General features: G+C 47.4%; 22 protein-coding genes. 12 read left to right on the top strand and 10 right to left on the bottom strand.

The genetic code is table 11. The annotated features are described in order from the left end of the window. Positions 1 to 27: 27 nt before the first annotated feature. Complete coding sequence (locus LSG37_RS04865) at positions 28 to 645, top strand: TetR/AcrR family transcriptional regulator (RefSeq protein WP_233078809.1); 618 nt, start codon at positions 28 to 30, stop codon at positions 643 to 645. A gap of 27 nt (positions 646 to 672) precedes the next feature. Here the strand turns inward: LSG37_RS04865 and LSG37_RS04860 are convergent, their stop codons facing one another. Beyond that, the gene (locus tag LSG37_RS04860) at positions 673 to 1,116 is read right to left on the bottom strand and encodes a hypothetical protein (protein WP_233078808.1); all 444 of its coding nucleotides are present in this window, start codon (positions 1,114 to 1,116) and stop codon (positions 673 to 675) included. Positions 1,117 to 1,288: 172 nt separating this feature from the next. On the opposite strand from LSG37_RS04860, the gene LSG37_RS04855 reads away from it, so the two are divergent. From LSG37_RS04855 to LSG37_RS04845, 3 genes are all read left to right on the top strand, one after another. After that, positions 1,289 to 2,116 (top strand): ion transporter, encoded by an 828-nt coding sequence (locus LSG37_RS04855; RefSeq protein ID WP_233078807.1) that lies wholly within the window; start codon positions 1,289 to 1,291, stop codon positions 2,114 to 2,116. Between the two features lie 178 nt (positions 2,117 to 2,294). Then, entirely contained in the window at positions 2,295 to 4,886 is a 2,592-nt protein-coding gene (locus tag LSG37_RS04850) for a DUF2339 domain-containing protein (RefSeq protein ID WP_233078806.1), read from the top strand. 94 nt (positions 4,887 to 4,980) lie between these two features. Next, positions 4,981 to 5,481, top strand: coding sequence for an RNA polymerase sigma factor (locus LSG37_RS04845; protein WP_233078805.1), 501 nt, complete (start codon positions 4,981 to 4,983; stop codon positions 5,479 to 5,481). Here LSG37_RS04845 and LSG37_RS04840 read toward each other — a convergent pair. Together LSG37_RS04840 and LSG37_RS04835 are read right to left on the bottom strand one after the other, a co-directional pair. Then, positions 5,473 to 6,546 carry a Ca2+-dependent phosphoinositide-specific phospholipase C gene (locus tag LSG37_RS04840; protein ID WP_233078804.1) on the bottom strand — a complete coding sequence of 358 codons (1,074 nt, stop codon included), beginning with the start codon at positions 6,544 to 6,546 and terminating at the stop codon, positions 5,473 to 5,475. The genes LSG37_RS04845 and LSG37_RS04840 overlap by 9 nt on opposite strands. A 118-nt stretch (positions 6,547 to 6,664) precedes the next feature. Next, the gene (locus LSG37_RS04835; protein WP_233078803.1) at positions 6,665 to 7,450 is read right to left on the bottom strand and encodes a hypothetical protein; all 786 of its coding nucleotides are present in this window, start codon (positions 7,448 to 7,450) and stop codon (positions 6,665 to 6,667) included. Between the two features lie 291 nt (positions 7,451 to 7,741). Between LSG37_RS04835 and LSG37_RS04830 the strand changes: the two genes are divergently transcribed. Continuing rightward, positions 7,742 to 8,152 carry a DUF3429 domain-containing protein gene (locus tag LSG37_RS04830; RefSeq protein WP_233078802.1) on the top strand — a complete coding sequence of 137 codons (411 nt, stop codon included), beginning with the start codon at positions 7,742 to 7,744 and terminating at the stop codon, positions 8,150 to 8,152. Here LSG37_RS04830 and LSG37_RS04825 read toward each other — a convergent pair. Continuing rightward, positions 8,149 to 8,541 carry a rhodanese-like domain-containing protein gene (locus LSG37_RS04825; RefSeq protein WP_233078801.1) on the bottom strand — a complete coding sequence of 131 codons (393 nt, stop codon included), beginning with the start codon at positions 8,539 to 8,541 and terminating at the stop codon, positions 8,149 to 8,151. The two genes, LSG37_RS04830 and LSG37_RS04825, sit on opposite strands and share 4 nt — an antisense overlap. Positions 8,542 to 8,695: 154 nt before the next feature. Between LSG37_RS04825 and LSG37_RS04820 the strand changes: the two genes are divergently transcribed. Beyond that, on the top strand, positions 8,696 to 9,640 hold the full coding sequence (locus LSG37_RS04820) for a helix-turn-helix domain-containing protein (RefSeq protein ID WP_233078800.1): 945 nt from the start codon (positions 8,696 to 8,698) through the stop codon (positions 9,638 to 9,640). A gap of 183 nt (positions 9,641 to 9,823) precedes the next feature. Further along, entirely contained in the window at positions 9,824 to 10,273 is a 450-nt protein-coding gene (locus tag LSG37_RS04815) for a hypothetical protein (RefSeq protein WP_233078799.1), read from the top strand. On the opposite strand, the gene LSG37_RS04810 is transcribed toward LSG37_RS04815, so the two are convergent. The 4 genes from LSG37_RS04810 to LSG37_RS04795 are packed head-to-tail and all read right to left on the bottom strand — an operon-like array spanning position 10,270 to position 13,170. Continuing rightward, a complete protein-coding gene (locus tag LSG37_RS04810) occupies positions 10,270 to 10,479 on the bottom strand; it encodes a hypothetical protein (protein ID WP_233078798.1) in 210 nt (69 codons plus the stop codon). The two genes, LSG37_RS04815 and LSG37_RS04810, sit on opposite strands and share 4 nt — an antisense overlap. 1 nt (position 10,480) lies before the next feature. After that, positions 10,481 to 10,651: a hypothetical protein gene (locus LSG37_RS04805; RefSeq protein WP_233078797.1), complete on the bottom strand. Its 171-nt coding sequence runs from the start codon at positions 10,649 to 10,651 to the stop codon at positions 10,481 to 10,483. A gap of 14 nt (positions 10,652 to 10,665) precedes the next feature. After that, positions 10,666 to 12,942, bottom strand: a complete 2,277-nt coding sequence (locus tag LSG37_RS04800; protein ID WP_233078796.1) for a patatin-like phospholipase family protein — start codon at positions 12,940 to 12,942, stop codon at positions 10,666 to 10,668. A 42-nt stretch (positions 12,943 to 12,984) separates the two neighbouring features. Continuing rightward, positions 12,985 to 13,170 carry a hypothetical protein gene (locus LSG37_RS04795; RefSeq protein WP_233078795.1) on the bottom strand — a complete coding sequence of 62 codons (186 nt, stop codon included), beginning with the start codon at positions 13,168 to 13,170 and terminating at the stop codon, positions 12,985 to 12,987. Between the two features lie 24 nt (positions 13,171 to 13,194). Between LSG37_RS04795 and LSG37_RS04790 the strand changes: the two genes are divergently transcribed. From LSG37_RS04790 to LSG37_RS04775, 4 genes are read left to right on the top strand one after another with little or no spacing between them, the layout of a single operon-like run. After that, on the top strand, positions 13,195 to 15,525 hold the full coding sequence (locus LSG37_RS04790; RefSeq protein WP_233078794.1) for a bifunctional diguanylate cyclase/phosphodiesterase: 2,331 nt from the start codon (positions 13,195 to 13,197) through the stop codon (positions 15,523 to 15,525). Continuing rightward, positions 15,522 to 16,349, top strand: a complete 828-nt coding sequence (locus LSG37_RS04785) for a DUF3034 family protein (protein WP_233078793.1) — start codon at positions 15,522 to 15,524, stop codon at positions 16,347 to 16,349. Before LSG37_RS04790 ends, LSG37_RS04785 begins: the two co-directional genes overlap by 4 nt. Further along, the gene (locus tag LSG37_RS04780; RefSeq protein ID WP_233078792.1) at positions 16,343 to 16,759 is read left to right on the top strand and encodes a group I truncated hemoglobin; all 417 of its coding nucleotides are present in this window, start codon (positions 16,343 to 16,345) and stop codon (positions 16,757 to 16,759) included. The genes LSG37_RS04785 and LSG37_RS04780 overlap by 7 nt, the downstream gene beginning before the upstream one ends. 2 nt (positions 16,760 to 16,761) lie before the next feature. Beyond that, entirely contained in the window at positions 16,762 to 17,712 is a 951-nt protein-coding gene (locus LSG37_RS04775) for a D-2-hydroxyacid dehydrogenase (RefSeq protein ID WP_233078791.1), read from the top strand. Here the strand turns inward: LSG37_RS04775 and LSG37_RS04770 are convergent. Beyond that, complete coding sequence (locus tag LSG37_RS04770) at positions 17,681 to 18,544, bottom strand: kinase (RefSeq protein WP_233078790.1); 864 nt, start codon at positions 18,542 to 18,544, stop codon at positions 17,681 to 17,683. The genes LSG37_RS04775 and LSG37_RS04770 overlap by 32 nt on opposite strands. An 80-nt stretch (positions 18,545 to 18,624) precedes the next feature. On the opposite strand from LSG37_RS04770, the gene LSG37_RS04765 reads away from it, so the two are divergent. Beyond that, positions 18,625 to 20,604 carry a tetratricopeptide repeat protein gene (locus LSG37_RS04765; protein ID WP_233078789.1) on the top strand — a complete coding sequence of 660 codons (1,980 nt, stop codon included), beginning with the start codon at positions 18,625 to 18,627 and terminating at the stop codon, positions 20,602 to 20,604. Here LSG37_RS04765 and LSG37_RS04760 read toward each other — a convergent pair. After that, entirely contained in the window at positions 20,595 to 21,434 is an 840-nt protein-coding gene (locus LSG37_RS04760; protein ID WP_233078788.1) for an RluA family pseudouridine synthase, read from the bottom strand. The two genes, LSG37_RS04765 and LSG37_RS04760, sit on opposite strands and share 10 nt — an antisense overlap. Between the last annotated feature and the right edge of the window lie 23 nt (positions 21,435 to 21,457).

Here is a 21,457-nt window from a genome sequence, read left to right as displayed (position 1 = left end):
CTTTCAAGCCCGGCGTTGGAGTGCCCTATGACAGAAAAACAAAAACGACATACAGATCCGGCTTTAGCAGAAGCACGCAGAAACCAGGTCCTGACCGCGGCAGCAGACTGCTTCCGTCGCAAAGGTTACCATGGAGCTGGCATGGCTGAGATCTCAAAAACTGCAGGGATGAGCGCTGGTCATATTTACAATTATTTCGACAGCAAAGAAGCCATTATCGAAGCTATTATTCAGCGCGATATGGAAGAAATGTTTTCTGTATTTCAACAGTTTGAAGACGATCCAGGCGATCAGATGACCATTATGCTGGACGGTGCCGATCAGGGTGTCGAACGGCATATAGACAAAGATAAAAATGCGCTGGAACTGGAAATGCTGGCTGAAGCTGCCCGCAATCAAAAAGTAGCCTTTTTGATGCAACAATCTGACACTCACGCCAGAGCAAGAATGCGTCGCTTACTGACAGGAGAACGCAGTCTGGTCAAAGATGCGACAGACAAAGAACTGGATGCCCGCATCAATGTTATTTTTGCCATGATAGGTGGATTGGCAATCCGTCGGACTTTATATCCAGAGCTACAGAAAGATACAATATTGCTGGCTTTACGACCTGCACTGCGGACTTTATTGTCGCCCTTTAATTAAAGAACGGATAAGGCAGTCACTGCTGCCTTATTTTTCTTTGCCCTGAAACTGATTCATAGTCGCCATCGCATTGGCCCAAAACAGAACTGAGCTTTTATCATTGCGCTGCACTGCGCTACTTAAAGCCTCTTTGGCTTTTGCAGTAAAATCTATAGCCTGGTTATCCGTAGTGGCTTGCTCGTCTGAGCTTTCAGTTTTACCTGAATACAGCAACACCCGAAACGCCTGCTCCTGCTCAGCCGGAATTTTACCGCTGTCCAGCCCCTTGGTCAGCCAATCGGATAATTGCTTGCGAGTCATATTGTCAAAGACTAAAGTCTTCGCCTCAGCATTAGCATTGTCTGCTGGCTTACCTGTTGGATCAGTGACAGATTGAGGTTCTTGTTTGGCTACAGCTGTATACATAGCTGAGTACTGACCCGAACGGATTTGACTTAACGTTTCAAAAAGATTGCTGTTATCCAGTTTCATACACTCTGCCCTTTATTCCTCACCCTCTTTGACTCAAGTAGTACCAAAGCAAGATACAGGCCAGCACTAAAAGTCATTCCTTTGACAGCGCTGTAACGCCGGTTTAAGGACAGCTACCAAGTTCATCTGAACGCAGCTACAATGCGGAAAATTTTTTAGTCATGAGGGAAAAATGAAACCACATAACATGCAACAAAAAGTGCTGCATCTGGTCGAGACACCTTGGTTTAACCACGGTATTTTAGTGCTGATTTTAATCAACGCTATTTTGTTAGGTCTGGAAACTTCGGCTTCACTGATGCAGGACTTTGGCTCAGTGATACTGCTGGCGGATAAAATTTTGCTGACGATTTTTGTCATCGAGCTGCTGCTGCGTATGTTCGCCTACCGCCTTAGTTTTTTTAAAGACTCCTGGAGTTTGTTTGATTTTGCCGTAGTGGCTATAGCTCTGATGCCTGCTACCGGCCAGTTCTCAGTGCTGCGGGCTTTAAGGGTGCTGCGGGTTTTACGTTTATTGTCGATCGTCCCTTCAATGCGCCGTGTTGTTTCGGCTCTGCTGGGATCTTTACCGGGTTTAGGCTCGATTGCGATGGTATTGCTGCTGATTTATTACGTCTTTGCCGTTATTGCCACTAAGTTATTTGGCAGTGCTTTCCCGGAGTGGTTTGGTTCTATTGGCGCTTCCTTCTACACGCTGTTTCAGGTGATGACATTGGAAAGCTGGTCTATGGGTATTTCCCGCCCTGTGATGGAGCAGTTCCCTTATGCTTGGGCCTTTTTTGTGCCTTTTATCTTAATAGCCACTTTTACCATGCTAAACCTCTTTATCGCCATTATCGTCAATACCATGCAAACCTTTACCGATCAGGAGCATGCAGCCGAACGGGCTGAAGATAAAAAAGCGGAGCAGGCAGAACAGCAACTGATGCACCAGCAACTGGCTGACATTCAACGCGAGTTAAAAGCGTTAAGAGAAGAGCTGAAACAACGTAACAGCTAATACTCTGTTCAGGCCGCGGCATTCAGTCGCGGCTAATCCCTTTGCCAACTCGCCTTTGCATTCCTTTTCTGCTTCAGCTGGTTTAAGCTGATGTTTCTTTGATGTTAATCACTTATCTTGGCTATACACAATGGAGTGTCCGGATGGCTTTTGATCTATTTATTTGCAGGCCTGATGTATGACAAGTCTGATGGTTTTAGTTGGTCTTATTGCCGTCATTGGCGCTCTTTGTGGTCTCAGGGCAATGCTGCAACTGAGCCAAATCAAAGCTGAACTGGCAGAGCTGAAAAAACAGTTCAAGGGCCAAAGTGTGTCAGTCCCACCAGCAGCACTGCCGACTGAGCCTGAACTTGCAACTGCAGCGATAGCCCAGCCAGTAGCAGATGTGAATCCATTAAACCCCTTAGCTATCATTCCTCAAGCTCAGCCTGTTCCAGCACCTGACACCAGCTCCTCCTCTGCGGATCTGTTTTCAGCTGTCTCTGGCTGGATAGAGCAGCAACTGATTAAAAGAGGCATGGTTTGGCTTGGTGCTTTGGCTCTGGCTTTAGGTGGCATCTTTTTAGTTAAGCATTCACTGGACGCAGGCTGGTTATCGCCCGCTTTACGTATCGCGTCCGGTATGGCTTTTGGTTTGGCTTTAATTATTGGCAGTGAATGGCTGCATAAACGCAGTCAGGGTCATGCGCTGAACAACTATGCACCAGCTGCCTTGTCCAGCGGCGGTTTTATCAGCCTTTATGCAGCAGTGCTGGTCGCTCTCGAGTGGTATCAGATGCTTAGTCCTGCTGTTGCTTTTCCGCTATTGGCAGTGATTGCTTTAACGGCGTCCTGGCTGTCCTTACGACAAGGGCCGCTATTGGCGTTGATAGGTATTGTTGGCGCTTATGCAGTGCCAGTGCTGGTATCAACAGACTCAGGCAATATACCAGTTTTGCTGGCTTATATTTCGCTGGTGACTGCATCGTCCGTGCTGGTGGAGCAAAAAGTAAAAAGAGCATGGCTCTGGTGGTTGCCGATGTCGGCTCATCTTGTATGGCTCTTTACCCCTTTGATGGTCGCCACTTCAGAGCAGTTATGGTCCTTCTGGCTGGTACTTTGTGGCAGCTTTGTGTTGCTGGTCTGGTTACCCCGCATCGGCTTTAAAGCACAGTATCTGCAATTCAGCCCCCAACCAATGCGCCAGTGGTGGCCACTCAAGCGTGAACTGACGCTGGCACTGGGTTTGCTGTTGTTGGCATGTTTCGCTCTTATCGATATTCCGGGTTATTTAGGCTTTAGCGGCATGCTGGTGTTTATTTTGCTGCTGCAGTGCTGTGCCGCCACGGACAGTAAATCAGAACTACTGCTTTGGCTTAGTTTTATACCCGCCTTATGCTGGCTGTTGCTGCAACCTTTGGCTTTCTCCTCAGACCCTTATGCGTTCAGCAGCACCAGCTTAAACCAACATCTGCTGCTGGTGGCTGTATTTACATTGCCACTGATCAGTGCGGCATTAAAGTGGCCAGAACGTTTGCAATGGAGCAGCGCTTTGGCTGCCCTGCCTGTGTTGTTCCTGGGGGTTAGTCACTCTCAGGCAAACCTTGAAGTGCAGCAACAGATGCAACTGCTCTGGACTGCATTGGCCTTAGTGCTGGTTGCAGTTCAAAGTGCGATGACACTAAAAAACAGCCACAAAGCAGCTGCTTTTATTCAGGTGGCAGGAGCCAATTTTGCTCTGACCTTATGTTTCACTTTATGGCTGGCCGATGCCGCCTTAACTTTAGCTATAGCGGCTCAACTGGTACTGCTGACTCTATTGGGCATCAAACTCAGGATGCCGGTGCCACACTGGTTGATAAAGCTGATTGTTGCTGCAGTTTTAATTCGCCTGACCACAGCACCTCTGATGGGGCATTATGAGAATGAGCTTTTACTGGGATTACACTGGTCTTTTGTAGTCTACCCCGCCGCCTTAATCTGTTTTGCACTGAGCTGGTATTTGTGGTTTGCAACAGCACTGCGAAGTTATCTGGAGGGCGCTTTATTACATTTAGTTGCCGTATTTGTCACTGTGCAAACCCAGTACTGGCTCAATGATGCAGTGGTTGATTTTAGCTATATAAACTTTAGCACTCTGAGCATTCAGGCCTTTAACTGGCTGCTGCTGGCCTGGGTATATCAGTGGCGCAGCGCTCAGGCAGGTGGCACAGCCTTGCTGTATCGTATTGCAGCGTCCACTTTAGTGGTTCTGGTAGCGCTGGCACATTTTAAACTGAGTGTGATGGAAAACCCGTTCTGGTACACACAGTCTTTAGGTGCTGTACCAGTACTGAACCTGTTGCTGTTGGTATGGGGTTTACCTGCCTTGATATGCTGGGCTTTTAGCAGCTTGCCATTAAACATCCGCCTGAAAAAACTGGCCTTATACGCAGCTTTGGCTACCGGCACTTTATACCTGATTGGCGCTATAAGGCATTTCTGGCAGGACGGGCAAATTCTGCTGAGTTTACCTACCTCTGTAGCCGAGCAATACAGCTATTCGCTGGTGTTTTTAGTAATTGCCATAGCCACTGTGTTACTGGCGCAATGGCAAAATAAAACCCAAGCCCGTAAAGCAGGTTTTGTGTTGTTAAGCGCTGTGGTGCTGAAAGTTTTTGTAGTGGATTTAAACGATTTAACAGGGGTACTCAGAGCCTTGTCTTTTATAGGTTTAGGTTTAAGCCTGGTGTTGCTTGGCTGGCTGTTTCAGCGCTTGCAACGACCTGTGCTGACAAAAACAACTCACTAACAGGTCACTGGCCTCTTTCATCTGCATGTCATAAACAAGGGTCATGCTGTGGCGCAATTCTCCTTGCAGCACAGCATGACCATTAAAGATCGCAGTGAATACAGATAACAAACTTCATCACTCCATTGTGCAACTCAGTCCACAACTGCAAAGTTACCTGCGATCCAGAGTGCACAGACCTCAAGACAGAGCCGATCTATACCAACAAACCATCATGGCGCTGCTGAGTCATGCAAGTCCTGATCACCTACGAAATCCTCTGGCTTATGCTATCACTGTGGCACGGCATCTGGTTTTTCATCACTCTAAACCTGACCACACAAAAACTGAATTCGCCGATGAATGCAACGAATTGGAATGCACAGATCCGGCCTCAGATCCTGAAGCTCAGAGTGTTCTGCAGCAACAGATACAGCATATAGAGCAGGTGTTGCTGCTGTTGCCTCCGCTACGCCGTGAAGTTTTTATCCGCTGCCGCTTGCATCATCAGCCCAGAGCACAAATAGCTCTGGAGCTGAAAATGACCGAAGCAGCGCTGAAAAAACATATCAGCCGCGCTGTGGCCCAACTGGCACACTGCAGGCAATTATTCTGAAATAACACAGTTGGCCTGAGTTAATTGTGGATGACAGCGCCACAGGCTTTGATCCGGAAATTGCACCGCTTTGCCATCCGGGCTTTGTTGGGGTGCCTGTGGGTAAAAATCAGTGGAAATAATCTGAGCTGCGCTTTGTAATGCGGTATCACGTCTTACGGTGGAATAAACTGTAGGATGAAATTCATCACTGCGAGTGCGAACTATATAACCCTGCTTGACCAATTGCCCTATAGCTTCAAACTGCTGCTCTGGCTGATTTTGCAGCAGCATAGCGGCTTCAGCACTGGCAGGTGGATAATTACCAAACATCACCCTTCCGGCTAAAGAAGGATGTTGCTTACGGTACAATTCCAGTTGTTCTGGCTGCCCATCAAACAAGAAGACAAAACGCCCCCGGGAAGACGCCAAGCTTGGCCAGCCTTTAGTCAGCACGCTTTGCTGCAGGCTAAGGCCTGGCTTTCGGACAAAATCCGGTGTTAATAGCTTATCTTCCGGCAAAACGGCACGTATTTCCTGATCCAGCAGAGCATAATCCTCAGTCGTCAGAATTCGTGGCTTAATGCCCCCTGCCACGCCGCTTTCTTTTACATTCAGCAGGATCACCACAGGCAAATGATTTTTGTGCTGTAAAGACCACTGAAGTAATTGACGCAGACAATCCTGAAATAATGGGCAATGGGAGGCAAAATCCAGGTCCGGAATATGAAACGCCTTAAAGCCAGGTTGCTGTAATTTTGCTTTGTGTTCTGCCGACAACAAAGATTTACCTAACCATTGCTCTGCTGCAGGTTTGAGATACATACCACCTTCAGGGTCAGCCACTACATCCAGCTCCAGATGACGTAAACCCAGCTCCAGTTGCTGCTGCAACGGCAAATGCTGATACTGCAACGACGAGGTATCCTGACCTTGCTGCTGCATGTAGTGACTGACTCCATCAGGTAAAGCCTGTTTATAACTGTTGTGTGAACCAATCCACTGTATTTGATTTAACTTCAGTGGCTCAGCCGTTGCAGTGCTGCAGAACCAGAACAGCGCTATGAACAAAATTCTGAAACTCATGTGTTACCCCTTTTTGATAGTGAATACAGTGATAGAGTCACGACCGGGTTAAAAGGGGACAATCAAAACAAAAAATTTAAAAAATACAGTCGGCCTTGTTGATCTGAACAACATGCCATTAGCTTTCTAACAGCGCTTCCTGCTCTAAAAAGCAGCCTTTTTGCTGTAGTGCATCCAGCAAGCCGTAGAAATGGTGTTTTTCAGCCAACTCTATCGCTTTGGCTAACTGATTCGGATGCTTGGGTTTGTTGTTAAATAACGTCTGCCAGGGGCTGAAATCAGCAGGAGTGACAAAAATTAGTTTGTCACCCAGCCGCTGTTTTAATAGATCAAACAGCTCTAAAGCTGCGGCATCAAAATCAAAGGCGCAATAAATCTGTTGGTACTGCTGATAAAAGGGCATCAGCAAAGCACTACTGGCTTTGCTGCCAGAAGCAAAACCAATATCAGTGTTGTGCAAGGAAAAATCCAGCGCCAGCATCTGACCACAGACCGGCACTAGTTGTGGATAACGGAAAAAACATTCTTCATTTTCAATCAGCAGCAAACTACTTTTCGCCTGATAGCTCTGGAATTTGTCGGTGCCGTCCAGCACCACCACTTCAGGTTGCCGGTTCTGACACCCCTCGTGATACACCAGTTGATAACCAAAAGAGGTATTAACCCGATGCGAATCACCAATCTGAGCCGCTTCTTTGCGTGATGCAGGCTGCAGCGCCTGTTGTTCAAGCTGACGAAACAATGCTTCAGAGACAATACTGACTTGCCAACGGCCTGAGCCCAATTGCCGTACTTTAAATAGCTCTGATTTTTTTTGATAAAACAGTGGAGGCAACAACTCCAGCATACGACCGTAATGCACAGGCTTACCCTGACGGATTTGCTGCAGATACTTTTTTAACATTGATGGCTCCCACTATAGCTTTGGCTTGCTTCTGATTGCAGTGAACCGCAAAGCAGACGGCTTGGCAAGTGTCGCGAAAGCTTTATCAACTTGTCATAAAAATGCCACGGGACAGCCGGATAATAAGCCCCAGTTAAGTGCGAACCCTGTCAATGTGTTGCTTTAACTCCCTGGATTGTCCTGGATTTTTATGAGGGAAACCCTTGTGGTTCTCCCTCTTTTTTTTACTTTTTCATCCGCTCTATCTTCTGCTGCGTATAAGAATTTCTCGCCTTTCATTGAGATTTTTTTATGCAACTGATCCACATCTTAGGTTATGCAGGCTTAGTGCCTTTTATCGGCCTGACGTTTTTACAACTATGGCCTCAGCTTATAACTTTTACTTTGCCTTTTACTGCATTCCAAAGTTACAGCCAGATCATCCTGGCCTTTATGGCTGGAGCACTCTGGCCTGTGTTTTATCAGCAATCCGGACCATCTCTGCCTGTGTGGGTGGTCAGCATAGCTCTGGTTGGCTGGTTTAGCAGCTTGCTTTTGCCACAGCACCAGCTTCTGGTGCTTGCAGCTGCTTTTATCGCAGTCCGGCTGATTGAACTCTGGCAAGGCAGCCTGTTAAATTACAACCCCGCTTATCATAGATTAAGAAATCAGCTGACGACTGTGGTTGTGTTTTGTCATGTGTTGTTTTGGTGGTCTGTTTAACAGACCAATTCAAAACCTTCATCCAGCCACCCCGTCACTCCGCCTATCATCTTTTTGACTGGTCTTTGCAACTGAGCCAGTTTGAGTGCAGCTTTGTCTGCTCCATTACAATGGGGTCCGGCACAATAGACAACAAACAAAGTATCGGCCGGATAAAGCGCCAGACTTTCAGCTGAAATCCGGCTATGTGGCAACAACACAGCTGCAGGCAAATGGCCTTGCCGATAAGCGGCCTCTCCCCGAACATCCAGCAACACAAAATCCTGCCTTTTATTGCTGATGGCATGGTGCAAGTCCCAGCAATCGGTTTCAAACTGCAACAAAGCGCTAAAGTGGGCAACCGCCTGATCGGATCCCGCAGCCGCTGGCCTGGATACCATAGATGACATAAAGCTGACTCCTGTTTACATGCCCTGTATACGAGCGTTGATGAACGTCAGCAGTACTCTACTTCACTGAAAGCACCCACACCATTGGCTGAAAAGACACAATAAGATAGTATTAAGCCAATCTCAGCCATCAGCTAAAAACCGGACAGCCATTATGCATAAAGTTGCTATTTTATTAGGCCCTGCCGTGGCTAGTTTTGAGTTGGGTTGTGCTTCAGAGTTGTTTGCCCTGAGCCGGCCTGAATACCCGAACTGGTATCAGACCGATATCATCAGTTTTCATAAGGGGCCTTTAATGGCAACTGGCGGTCTGCAATTGCTGGTACCGCAGGTGCAGGATTTAACAGCCTACGATACGATTTTAATCCCCAACTGGTCTGTATCGCAGCCTGAACCTCCTGCTCTGTTACGCAGTCAGTTAGTGGCCGCTTATCAGCGTGGTGTCCGGCTGATTTCATTCTGCTCAGGTGCATTTTTGCTGGCAGAGCTTGGCTTACTTAAAGGCAAAGCCGCAACGACTCATTGGCGATATGCCGATGAGTTTCAGCGCCGTTACCCTGACAGCAGGTATCAACAGAATGTGCTCTATTGTTTTGATGGCCAGATAGGTTGCTCGGCGGGCAGTGCAGCAGCTCTGGATTTAGGTCTGGCGGTAATACGGCGGGATTTTGGCTTTGAAATCGCCAATCAGGTGGCGAAAAGAGCGGTCATTTCCGCTCACCGTGAAGGTGGACAAGCTCAGTTTGTCGCACAGCCGTTACAGAAAAAAACCAATTTACTCAGCACCACTATGGACTGGGCTTTATTACATCTGGATCAACCTTTAGCTATTGAACAACTGGCCAATAAAGCAGGTATGTCCAGACGCAGTTTTGATCGGCATTTTAAAGCTAGTACAGGCTTAAGCCCGCTGCAGTGGTTAGTGCAGCAGCGTTTGCAACTGGTACAGCATTATCTGGAACAAGGTCAGCATTCGATAGAACAAATTAGTGATCTGACAGGTTTTGGTTCAGCATTGAACTTGCGCCAGCAATTTCAAAAGCAATTGGGGATAAGCCCCCGTCAATATCAACGTCAATTCAGTTGCAGTCAGCTTTAACCCTATAAGCTGGCGGCAAACTTCATCTGACAAGAGGTGAAAAACGGCCAGCTTTTGCCGCACCTCGTGCCATGATCCGGGTTTTTTCTGCATTTTGAAGCACAACAACTCTGGCACCAAATTTGCTCCTGTTTATGTAAGAGGTCAGGTCCATGACCACAGCATAAAGCTCAGGAGATCCGTATGTTCAGTATTTCTGGTGCAACACAGTCGCTTGGACTGGATAGTCAGCTATTGAAATCCCCCTCTTTTGGCAAAGACAGAGTCTTTATTGAAGACCCTTATGCCGACAAAGTCAGCTTGTCTGATGGACAACAAGAACCTGCTTTGACTTACAGCCATCTGGCAAAAAACAACAGCAGCTCTTTGTCTGAAGAACCCAGCAAACAAAATGAAGAAGATGACCAGCTACCAGATACAAGTCGGCTTGCCAACATGATGCAACAAGTGCTGGACGCCAAAATGGGTATCGACCGGAAAAAACTGGAAGAAATAGAAAAGAAAATTGAAGCTCTTTTAAATAAAGAAGGCGAACTGACGGACGCTGAAAAAGCTCAGCTGGACATACTGCAAAAACAAAAAGAACAACTGATCAAAGAAAGTGCAAAAAAACTGACTGAAGAAGCAAGTTAATTCAAAGATGGATTGAACTGCCGGCTTTGTTTTTGCAGCTGTGCAACCCGGCCAGAATCCTGCCATTTTTGCAGCAACTGACTCACCTCTTGTTGTAACTTCTGATCCGTAAAGCCAATTTTATGCTCAGCTTTTGGAAACAAATCGAAACTTTTCACCTTAGTAGCAGATAACCCTTTTTCGGCCCAGCGCCGATAAAACGTCACTTTATCCGGCACCAGCAACGCGAAACAATTTAGTTTCAAAATGAAGGGTATTGCCTTGTTTTTGCGGTGCAGCATTTTGACTCAGACCTACCCTCAACTCTGTTTGCCCTGAGTTTGCCTGGCAAGGCAAAGAACACAAAAGCACCACTAACCAGCCACTGATAGTGTTCATTATTCCGCCTCTGATCAGAAATTGTGCCCCAAAGATAAGTAGTAGCGATACGCCTTGCCATTCAGGTCGTCTTCCGCCCGGCCATATCCCAGATAGACAGGACCAAAAGGACTATCCCAGCCAGCAAAAACACTGCTGGCCCAAATCCAGTCGGTTTCATTGGCAAGACGTTCAAGCTGGATCATATTGCCATGCACCAGACCTTTTTCCAGTGAAGCACCCAGATAAAAAGGCGAATTAATGATACTGAATCTGTTTTCACTCATTTTGTACAGGTACACCAGACTGCCAAACTTCACCTCACTGCCAAACAAATAGTTTTTTGGATATCCGGACAGATTTAATAAGCCCCCCAGTGAAAATTGTTCCACTGCCACATCAGGGTCGCCGGGCGTATACTCTTCATGACGCCAGCGGGTTCGCAAAATATGGCGCTCAAAAAAGCTGCGGGCAGCCAAAACTTCAACAGCATGACTACGACTTCGATACGTCTGGCCCAAAGCTGTATCATCTAACCACTGCCAGTTGGCACTAATGCGAAAACCTCTGCTTGGAAAAGCCGGGTTATCCAGTCGATCCCAGACAAAATCCAGCACAGGCCCTTCACGCTGATACCCTAGCTTGTTAAAACCCAACTCGTCCACCCCGGACACCGGAATACGAAAGTAGCCATCTTTGTCAGTCCAGCCAGAACTGAGTCTGGCATGATCAGACAAATTCCAGCCCGCTTTGGCCGTCAATGTCGTTTCTTTATTGGATAAGTCGCCTAAGGATAACCCTTCAGTATCTTCCAAAGCTAAAATAGTGGTATCGCGCATGAACTGAACGCTGACAAAAGTCGCAGGTGTAAAGACAGGCCAATACAACTCAGAACTAACCAGCTTATCTGTACCCAGCGCCAGTTCATTGTGCCACTCTGCACCCAGCTCAGAAATGTTAGTGTAGGTGTAAGAGGCCGCCAGTTGGTAATATCTGTTATTGCGGAAATCATCTTCCATAGTAAAACGGAAATTCAGATAACCAGGCCCCCAGTCTTTTTCTACGGCCCGAACTTTTAAAGTGGTATCTTCACCTTGTGAATTTTGCTCCAGTTGCAAAGACACCCGCTCCAGCGTATCAACGCCATACACCTGCCTCAAACCTTCTTTGAGTTTTTTACTGTTGTAATTTTGGCCTTCTTTTAATGCCAGCCTGTGCAATATGACCTGATCAGATAACAAGCTTTGATTATCCAGCTCAATACGATCCACCCGAATGCTGGTCGCTTGTTTTGCTCTGTGAGCTGCCAGCCAGTCCGGAAAATGCTCTGGATAGGAAAAACTGGCTAATGCAGCGGCTTGCTGTTGTGCACTGACACGACCCGCGTCGATGGAGGCAGGCAACTGATCAAAATCCAGAGTGCCAATTTTTGCCACGTCAGGATTGAGCAGCAAATCCTCTGGCCCTAACAAAGCTATCTGTTGGTCGACCACCTGACGCACTAAAAAATTGGTTAACTGATCAGTCACGGCAAAAGCTGAATCCAGCTGTTCTTTACTCAGCAAGGGCGCATCAATAGCGACAGCTATCACTCTGTCTGCGCCTAAATCTTTAGCAATGCTGACAGGTAAGTTATTCGCCACGCCACCATCCACCAGCACCCGGCCGTTAAGCTCCATAGGCCGTACCACTCCTGGGATCGACATAGAAGCCTGCACAGCCTGCAATAAGCTGCCCTGACTCATCACCACAGTTTCTCTGTTGGTTAAATCTGCAGCCACGGCACGAAAAGGGATAGGCAACTGGTCAAAATGACTATGATTTAACTGAGCCCCATAGGCCTCCAGAATCAGTTCAGCCATAGCCTGACCTAACAACACGCCTTTAGGAATTTTTACGCCTGAACTGTCTAATCCAAGGCCCAGCCGGATAGGATAATGGTCTTGTTGCTGCTTGCGTCGCACCGGCATTTCATCACGATGCACTTTATCGCGAAAACCTGTACTCCACTCCAAATGATCGAGGATAGACTGGATTTCATCCGGACTATGACCTGTCGCATACAGGCCACCAATAAAGGCTCCTATGCTGGTGCCTACGATCAGATCTATAGGTATGCCTTGTTGTTCCAGTTGCCGGATCACGCCAAGATGAGCGCCGCCACGGGCACCACCGCCTCCCAGAACTAAAGCGATACAAGGCCGGTTTTTTACTCTGGCACAAGGCTCCTGCCCTGTGGCTTCAGACTCTGCGGCAAACACAAATTCACTGAAAAGCAGTGCAACAAACCACAGTCCCCATTTTGCCTTCATTCACAGCTCCTCTGTTTAACTCTTCCGTTACTAACAATAGTATTAAATACGAAGTTGAAAAGTCAGGTTTTTTTCTGGTTTTGGCGCTTTAGAGTTGAGTCCTTTCTGAGTTGTTGCTAAGGTTTCATCACGGCAGCATTGGCGTTCACTATTGAGAGCATTAGTGTTGTAGTTGCCGATATCCTGACTCTCAAATTTTCCTTTATTATCTACTATGACAGCATTCACTATTTGCTGCCACAACGAGGTCAAATGTTCGATTCATTGCGTAGTCGCCTGGTGGTATCGCTTGTTAGTCTGTTAACCATTCTGGCTTTAGCCAGTGGTTTAGCCACCTTAAATGCGATGAAAAAAGACAGTGAACAGCAAGCCCAACAAGTATTAAGGGTTGCAGCTAATGTATTTATACAGGCGCTGGAAAACAGAGCCAGCCAGCTCACGAATTCTGTCAGTATTCTGGCCAGCGACTTTGGATTTCGCCGTGCTGTAGCAACTGCTGAGCAAGAAACTATTTTATCTGTACTTGAGAATCATGGCAGCAGAGTCAATGCCGATCTGGTGCTGCTGCTATCTCCTGCGGGGGACTTACTTACCAGCACCAGCACAGATTTAACAAACGCAGATGTAAAACCGGTATTTTTACAGAGCAAAGGCAATCAGTCCGGCACTGTCAACGATATTCTGGTATTGGCAGGCAGTTCCTACCAATTGGTGCTTGTCCCGGTCAGAGCACCGCAAACCATAGCTTGGGTTGGCATGGGTTTTAGTTTAAACAAAGAATTGGCCGAGCAAATTAAAGGTATCACAGATCTGGATATCAGCTTTACGACCAACAGTGACAGAGGCAATCAAACCTTGCATTCCACTCTGTCACCCACGACACAACAAAGCTTGTTACCTTTATTGCCTAATCTGGCGGACACAAAGCAACAACCTTTCAGCAGCAACGAAGACCAATTTTTATCTTTGGCTTTAGCCTTGGATCAACAGCAATTGCTCTGGGCTGTATTGCATTATCCAAGTGCCCGCTGGCAAGAAAGTTACCAGCAAATTCGTCAGCAACTGCTGGTCATTTTTGGTTTGAGTTTAACCCTGGCACTGCTGTTGGCTTTTGTGATAGCCCGCAGTATTACTCAGCCTTTACGATTATTATCCGACTTTGCCAGCCAGATAGGTCAAGGTCTGACGACAAAGGATTTACCTGCAGCCAAAGGTGAAATAGGTTTGCTGGGAAATACCTTACAAAAGATGCAACTGGATATCCGCAGCCGGGAAGCGGAGCTGCTGTATCAGGCTGAACATGATTCCCTGACAGGTTTAAAAAACCGCGGCGCAGCCGAGCGTAAGCTGGCCGAACTGCTGCCCACCGAGGAGGTGGGTTTATTGCTGCTGAATATAAAAAATTTCCGCCATATTAATGATGCTTTAGGTTTCGCCAATGGTGATTCCTTATTGCAGCAAATGGCGCAACGCCTGAATCAACTCAATCCCACGCCGTTGCTGGTTGCCCGTTTAGGTGGAGATGAGTTTTTATTGCTGTACAACCAGCATCTTTCTGCCTCGCAATTAGAACAGTTAAGGCTGCAATTGCATTCAGGGTATTTATTGGCTGATTCGCCTCTGAGCTTACAGGTGTCACTTGGCGCTTACAATATTGCCCCCGGCAGCGTACATGCCAACGATGCCATTCGACGGCTGGATATTGCGTTAAGCCATGCCAAACAACAGCCTGGAATGGTCGCTTTTTATCAGCAAGGTCAGGATGAAAGCCATCAGCGCGAATTGACCATCTTGCGCGACTTACCCGCAGCCTTGCAGCAAAACCAGCTCTTTGTGGTGTATCAGCCCAAAGTGGAGCTGGGCCAAAGAAAGTGCAGTTCTGCCGAAGCATTAATCCGCTGGGTTCACCCTGAGCTGGGTTTTGTGCCACCGGATGAATTTATTAAACTCGCTGAACACTCAGGCAATATAGCTCTGGTGACAGAATGGATGCTCAACACTGTGGTTGCTCAATTAGCCCTTTGGTATCAACAGGGGAAACGTATTACTGTGGCCGTTAACCTGTCGGCCCATGACTTAACCAACCCACAGTTACCTGCGGACATTGCCGCCCTTTTGCAACACTATCAACTACCCTCGTCAGTGTTAGCACTCGAAGTGACAGAAGGTGCAGTGATGCAGGATCCAAAACAAGTGATCCAGATTTTAACCCAACTACGTGATATGGGTATCGAGCTGGCGATTGATGACTTTGGTACAGGCCAGTCGTCCTTAGCCTATTTAAAGCAGTTGCCGGTGCATGAAGTAAAAATCGACCGGGCTTTTATTAAAGACATTGAACACAATCAGGATGATGCTTTAATTGTCAGCGCCACCACGCAACTGGCTCATAGCTTAGGTTTAAAAGTAACAGCTGAAGGTTTGGAGAACAGAGCAGGACTTGCAAAGCTGCAGCAATATCAGTGTGATACGGTGCAGGGCTATTTTTTCTCTAAACCTTTAACTTCAGAAGTTTTCAGCGAATGGCTTCAACAGTTTGCTGAACAGAATTCTCAATGGTTTGAACAAGAAGTAACTGAATGAAAAAAATCTTAGTGGTGCTGTGTTTAGCAGTAGCCAGCAGCAACCTGATGGCAGGCTCCAAAGTTATAGCCACCGGAGGGGCGACAAACATTGAAGGCAATTCAGGCGGAGGCATAGTGCCATGGGCCACTATCAACGGCTACAGCAGCAGTGACGAGTGGTCAGTCAACACCTTTGCCGCCCGGGTGGGTGTGGATGATTTTACGCTGGATAGTTATGGTGTGGGTGCCAGTTTCAACAACCAGTGGGAACTGTCTTTTGCCCGACAAAAGCTCGGTCTCGACACTATAGGCGGTGAGCTGCGTCAGGACGTTCTGGGCATCAAATACAAAGTGGCAGGTGAGTTATTGTATACGGCTATGCCACAGATCAGTCTGGGTGTGCAATTTAAGAAAAACCGCGACTTTGCTTTACCTGCGGCTGTAGGCGCTGGTGATGATTCTGGCTATGAGTTTTATATTGCCGCCACTAAAGTGTTTTTTGATGCCATAGCGGGCCGCAACCTGTTACTCAATACCACTGTGCGTTCAACAGAGGCACATCAAACTGGTTTGTTAGGTTTTGGCGGCCAGAAGGTGACTCGTAAACTGATGTTTGAAAGCTCAGCTGTGCTGCTGCTGAATTACAATCTGGCTGTTGGCGCTGAATTTAAGCAAAAACCCAATCAACTGGGTTTTGCTGACGAGCAACACTGGCGGGATTTATTTGCTGCCTGGTTTATTAATAAAAATGCATCTGTGGTTTTGGGTTATGTCGACTTAGGTGACATAGCGGGCCTCACTGAACAAACCGGCTTTTATCTATCAGTGGAGGGCACATGGTGAAATACCTGCTGCTAATAGCGACCTTAGTCTTAACCGCCTGCCAGCAAAAACCAGAAACTACTTTGTACCAACGTTTAGGTGCAGAAGCAGGCGTTGAAAAAATTGTCGATGGCGTTTTGTATGGCATTGAGCACGATCAAAGCATAGTGCATCATTTTGCAGACACCGATATCCCCAGATTTCGACGTTTGTTGATAGAGCAGTTTTGCGAACTCTCGGGAGGCCCCTGCAAATACACAGGCGTTTCTATGCAGGAAAGCCACACAGGGTTTCAGATCACTCAGGCGCACTTTGATGCACTGGTCAATCATTTAATTGCAGCTATGCAGCAACAACAGGTTCCTGTTGCAGCACAAAATGAATTTCTGGCGATGTTAGCGCCTATGTATGAAGATGTGGTGTATCGCTGATCATGACTAAAGTCGTTTTTCTTGATGCAGCCACTATGGCTGAAACCGATTTGAGTCCGCTCCGGTTAGCTGATGTCAGTTTAACCCTCTATCCCCAAACCAGCGCTGAGCAATTGCTTGTTCATGCCGGTGGAGCGCAGGTCGTCATCAGTAATAAGGTTCCGCTGGATGCGAAAGCTATAGCGGCTTTACCTGAACTGCGCTGTATTCTGGTTGCAGCTACAGGTGTGAATATGGTCGATTTAGTTGCAGCCAAGGCAGCAGGCATAGTGGTTTGTAATGCTCAGGGGTATGCCGGTACTGCAGTGCCCCAGCAGGTCTTTGCCTTGTTGTTGCAACTGACCAACCATATTCAGTCTTATCATCAGGCGGTGCAACAAGGGGCCTGGAGTCAGAGTTCGCAGTTTTGTCTGCACCTGCAACCTATAGAAGAACTGGCGGATAAAACCATGACTTTGGTGGGGTACGGTGATTTAGGTCAGGCCACAGCTCGTCTGGCAGCAGCTTTTGGTATGAAAGTACTGCTAGCTGAACGACCTGATGCCACAGAAATTCGCCCAGGCCGAACAACCTTTGAAAGCGCAGTGCGCCAGGCCGATGTGTTGTCTTTACATTGCCCGCTCACTGCGACCACCGAAAAACTGATCAACGCCAAAACCTTAAGCTGGATGAAACCCACTACATTGCTGATTAACACCTCACGAGGTGGATTGATTGATGAACCGGCGCTGGCGGACGCTTTAATAAATGGCCGCCTGGCCGGAGCAGCTTTGGATGTATTAAGCATTGAGCCACCACCTGTCAGCCACCCACTGCTTAGCCAGCAGATTCCTAATCTGATTGTGACCCCTCATGTCGCCTGGGCCAGTCGTCAGGCGATGCAACGTCTGGTGGGGCAACTGTCGGAAAACCTGCAAGCCTTTATTCGTCAGCAACCTGTTCGTCAGGTGTAAGACGAATAAAGTGATGTTGCGAGTCCAAATCCAGAATAAAATCTGCACACTGCGGTAGCTGTCGCCAACTCTGTTGCGTCAAACGCTGGAAGTACAACATAAAGCCTTCAAGTTGTGCAGGGCTTTTTCCTAAACCCTGCTGTTGCAGAGCTTGTTCCTGCCAGGATCGCCAGCGACAAACCGCCTGCCAGTCCGGCGCATTCAGCCAAACCAGCTGGTCCAACTCTTGCCAGACAAGTTGATAATCGCCATTCAGTTGGTGGTTAACCTGACGCCGCCATACCGCATTAGAGTCCTGCTGTTGTTCCAGTGCATTGATAGGCTGCAGCAGTTCATGATCCGGCTGTGGTTTCAGCCCAACACACCAGCCTTCAACAATCAACAATCGTGCATCTGTTACTGGCGCTGCTGCTGCAGCTTTGTCCTGCCCTTTATCATAACGACGCCAGTGCTGAGCTTCGCCCGCTTTGAAATTTTGTAACTGGGACAACAGCAGTGCTATATCGTGGCTGCCAGGAACTCCGCGCTCAGCAAAAAGTGGATGCCAGAGCCTGGCTCGTTTTAGCCTTAGGTCAGGTTCAAGATAATAATCATCTAAAGACACCACATCAGTCTGAACACCTAATCCTGACCATAACTTTTGTAAAGCTGCTGCCAGACTGCTTTTTCCACTGCCCTGAGCACCACTGATGCCTATAATCAAAGGCTGTGACGGTTGAAGCTGACTTAATCTGCTAAGTTGTTTATTTATAAAGTCTGGCTTCATCAGTTGAGCTTTCAGGCTATAAAAAAGCCACTGTTTCAGCCATAAATTGCTAACATTTTCAGTCACTAAGCACCTCGTCGTTTTGGTCTGGCTGTCTGATTTTCTTTCAGTTACACTGCGTTGTCTATTTTTTGGAGTACTTCCGCATGCGCTTTGCTTTCTGCTTTTTTTTGCTGCTGTTTACTGCTGGCACCTATGCGACGGATTTAACTCAATTATTAGAGCAAACCAAGGCCAATCCGCAGAGCCAACTCGATGCACAGCAAACTCAAGCTGCACGGACTGCAACTGACTATTTTCTGTTGGCCTATAGCCATTATGTGCTTAAAAACAAAGAGGCTGCGCTGGAGTTCAGCAATAAAGCTCTGACGTTAGAACCCGACACCGAGCTTGCAGCTCGTATTCTATTAATGCAGGCTTTAACTTATGGTGTGTTTTACCGCGACACTGCGCTTGCGGTTGAAAAGCTAAAACTGGCACAGGCTATTTTGCCAGAGGAAAACAGCCCGGTGCTGCTGGCACTGCGAATGGACATTCTGGAAAGTTTTTCGCAAGCCTACAATCAGCAAGGAAACACGGAGCTCGCGATGAAAGCCGCTGCACAAAGTCTGGCCCTGGCGACTCAGGCTGCGGACAAACAGCGTCAATTGGATTCAATGATCATGTTGGGCCGCCTGCATTTACAAAACAATCATTTGACCAAAGCCTATCAGCATTTTAAATCAGCTTTACCGCTTGCTATTGAATTGGCAGATCAACAAGCCATTGCCTCGATCAATATGCGTCTGGGTATGGCCTATCAGAAGCTTGGACAACACGAGCTGGCATTGCAGCATTTTGAAGAGGCTGGCAGGCTTTATCAGCAGTTAGATAGCCAGAGCAGTCAGGTCAATGCGCTGATTAATATTGGCGACAGCCAACTGGTGCTTAAACAAATCGACAAAGCGAAAGCCACTTACAACAATGCTCTGAACTTAGCTTTGGATAGCCAGGATCCCCATATGCTGATCTCAGCTTATGTCAGTTTGTCAGAATTGGCACTGGAGCAAAACGATCTGGATCAATCCGAGCAGTTGCTGATCAAAGCCCATCAACTGGCCAGCCAGGTATCGGCCCAGTCCATCAAATCTGAGACCGCATTATTTCTTGTTAATGTGTTTATCAAAAAACAAAATTACAGTGCAGCAACACAATTACTGGCCGAAGCTGCACCACAACCGGATAAGCTGGCCGGCTATCTTAAGCATAAACATTTAGCCTTAAGTGCGGAACTGGCAGCTCTGGAACAACAATGGCAACAAGCCTATCAGTTGGAAAAGTCTGCCAATCAGTTGGAGATCGCTCAGCTCAATGACGACAGCAAACTACAGCTGGATAGCCTGCAAAGCAGCCTTGAATTGCAGATGCAGCAAGAAAAACAACAGCAGGTGCATCAAGCGCAGCAACAACAACTCCGGCAATGGTTGCTGATTAGTTTGGCTCTGCTGGCAATTACCTTTTTTGGCTTGCTTTTGGTGTTGAATAAGCAGAAAAAAACTAGTTCAGGCACCTTGGTGCAGCAACCGCAGTGGCGAAGTTTTACCGAATTAATGCTGCATCATCACAAAGCTAAAACTCAGGGACAACTGCTGGTGGTCATTCCGGCGCAAACGAATGCCCTGCTGAGCAAAGGCATACAACAAGTCAGCTCAGATTTCGTTCAGTTCAGAACACTGTTAGACCAGGCATTATTTTGGGTTGAGCAGGATCAGGAGTTCTGGTTGTATTGCGCTTCAGAGCAGAAAGCTCACGAATTGCAACATCAGTTGCTCCAAAGCTTAGCCTCAGATTATCAGGCTCATTCAGCGGTTTTACCTTTGCACTCGCTGCTGTCTGAACGCATTTGTGAGCAGGACTTAGATGCATTGCGTGAGCTGGTCTGGTACAGCCTGTTTTTGGCGCAACAGCAAGGGCTGCAAGGAGCTATAGAATTCCACTATCAGTGCAATCAGAGCCGCCCTTGCGCCTGGCAAGCTGAGAACCTGAGGCAGGATTTATTTAATGCCATCAGCCTGGGCTTATTGGAAGTGCAGGCGAATGGCATTTCATTGACTGATAAACTACAGCAACAATTGGCTCAGATTTGAATCTGCATTAAATTCGTTGGCAGTTCAAACTCCATAGCGGTTTTACGAAAGGGACAAATAAACTTCAGCTTCACCGCTTGTAGCATCAAGCCTTGTTCGTTTTTATTACCCGAACCATAGGCAGGGTCGCCCATCACAGGGTGTCCAGCCAAGGCAAAATGACGGCGGATCTGGTGCTTACGTCCGGTGATCAGCTTCACCCTAATGGTGCTGCTGCGGCGCTCTTCTGAATAAGACTCCAGTTCAAATTCTGTGCTACAGGCTTTGTCGTCCAGCGGTGTAGTCAAAACGCCTTTTGCCAGCAATTCTTCGGACAGCTGACCTTTGACTTCAATCCGGTATTCTTTGTCGATTTTATGCTGCTGCATCATCAGACTAAAAGCAGCTGCGGCTTGTTTAGTATGGGCTATTAACACCAGACCACTGGCTTCCCGGTCCAACCTATGCAGTAAAAATACCTGACGCTTGCCTTGCCAGTGCAGCTCTGCAAAACGTAACAAAGCCAGATGATCACCCCACTCATTACCTTGAGACAACATACCGGCAGGCTTAAACCAGACGCTATAACCACGAGCTTCGTGGATAAGAACTGCGGGCTCACAACTGCGCTGCAGTAATTGCTCGTCGTAATTCAGTTCCAGACTGTCACCAGGTAATAGATCCGCTTGAGCACGGCGTAACCTTTTATTTTGTTTACCACGCCGCCATAACACCGCACCTTTATTCATGGCATCTTTCAGCCGACCTTTACTCAGTTGTGGTGCAGCAGCAACCAAAGCGTCAATAGCTTGTTGTGCCTCTGTGATCTGGAGCTTTTTTGTCAGTTTCAAAATATGTGTTCACTTAAAAAGAG

It is taken from the genome of Rheinheimera soli (genome assembly GCF_021290985.1).
In the GTDB taxonomy this organism is placed as follows: Bacteria; Pseudomonadota; Gammaproteobacteria; order Enterobacterales; family Alteromonadaceae; genus Pararheinheimera; species Pararheinheimera soli.
This window is presented reverse-complemented; position numbering and strand designations above follow the sequence as displayed.

Excerpts from the sequence above, each read along its gene's own strand:
- LSG37_RS04865 (WP_233078809.1), top strand. The coding sequence starts at position 28 with ATGACAGAAAAACAAAAACGACATACAGATCCGGCTTTAGCAGAAGCA.
- LSG37_RS04860 (WP_233078808.1), bottom strand. The coding sequence starts at position 1,116 with ATGAAACTGGATAACAGCAATCTTTTTGAAACGTTAAGTCAAATCCGT.
- LSG37_RS04855 (WP_233078807.1), top strand. The coding sequence starts at position 1,289 with ATGAAACCACATAACATGCAACAAAAAGTGCTGCATCTGGTCGAGACA.
- LSG37_RS04850 (WP_233078806.1), top strand. The coding sequence starts at position 2,295 with ATGACAAGTCTGATGGTTTTAGTTGGTCTTATTGCCGTCATTGGCGCT.
- LSG37_RS04840 (WP_233078804.1), bottom strand. The coding sequence starts at position 6,546 with ATGAGTTTCAGAATTTTGTTCATAGCGCTGTTCTGGTTCTGCAGCACT.
- LSG37_RS04835 (WP_233078803.1), bottom strand. The coding sequence starts at position 7,450 with ATGTTAAAAAAGTATCTGCAGCAAATCCGTCAGGGTAAGCCTGTGCAT.
- LSG37_RS04830 (WP_233078802.1), top strand. The coding sequence starts at position 7,742 with ATGCAACTGATCCACATCTTAGGTTATGCAGGCTTAGTGCCTTTTATC.
- LSG37_RS04825 (WP_233078801.1), bottom strand. The coding sequence starts at position 8,541 with ATGTCATCTATGGTATCCAGGCCAGCGGCTGCGGGATCCGATCAGGCG.
- LSG37_RS04820 (WP_233078800.1), top strand. The coding sequence starts at position 8,696 with ATGCATAAAGTTGCTATTTTATTAGGCCCTGCCGTGGCTAGTTTTGAG.
- LSG37_RS04815 (WP_233078799.1), top strand. The coding sequence starts at position 9,824 with ATGTTCAGTATTTCTGGTGCAACACAGTCGCTTGGACTGGATAGTCAG.
- LSG37_RS04805 (WP_233078797.1), bottom strand. The coding sequence starts at position 10,651 with ATGAACACTATCAGTGGCTGGTTAGTGGTGCTTTTGTGTTCTTTGCCT.
- LSG37_RS04800 (WP_233078796.1), bottom strand. The coding sequence starts at position 12,942 with ATGAAGGCAAAATGGGGACTGTGGTTTGTTGCACTGCTTTTCAGTGAA.
- LSG37_RS04790 (WP_233078794.1), top strand. The coding sequence starts at position 13,195 with ATGTTCGATTCATTGCGTAGTCGCCTGGTGGTATCGCTTGTTAGTCTG.
- LSG37_RS04785 (WP_233078793.1), top strand. The coding sequence starts at position 15,522 with ATGAAAAAAATCTTAGTGGTGCTGTGTTTAGCAGTAGCCAGCAGCAAC.
- LSG37_RS04780 (WP_233078792.1), top strand. The coding sequence starts at position 16,343 with ATGGTGAAATACCTGCTGCTAATAGCGACCTTAGTCTTAACCGCCTGC.
- LSG37_RS04775 (WP_233078791.1), top strand. The coding sequence starts at position 16,762 with ATGACTAAAGTCGTTTTTCTTGATGCAGCCACTATGGCTGAAACCGAT.
- LSG37_RS04765 (WP_233078789.1), top strand. The coding sequence starts at position 18,625 with ATGCGCTTTGCTTTCTGCTTTTTTTTGCTGCTGTTTACTGCTGGCACC.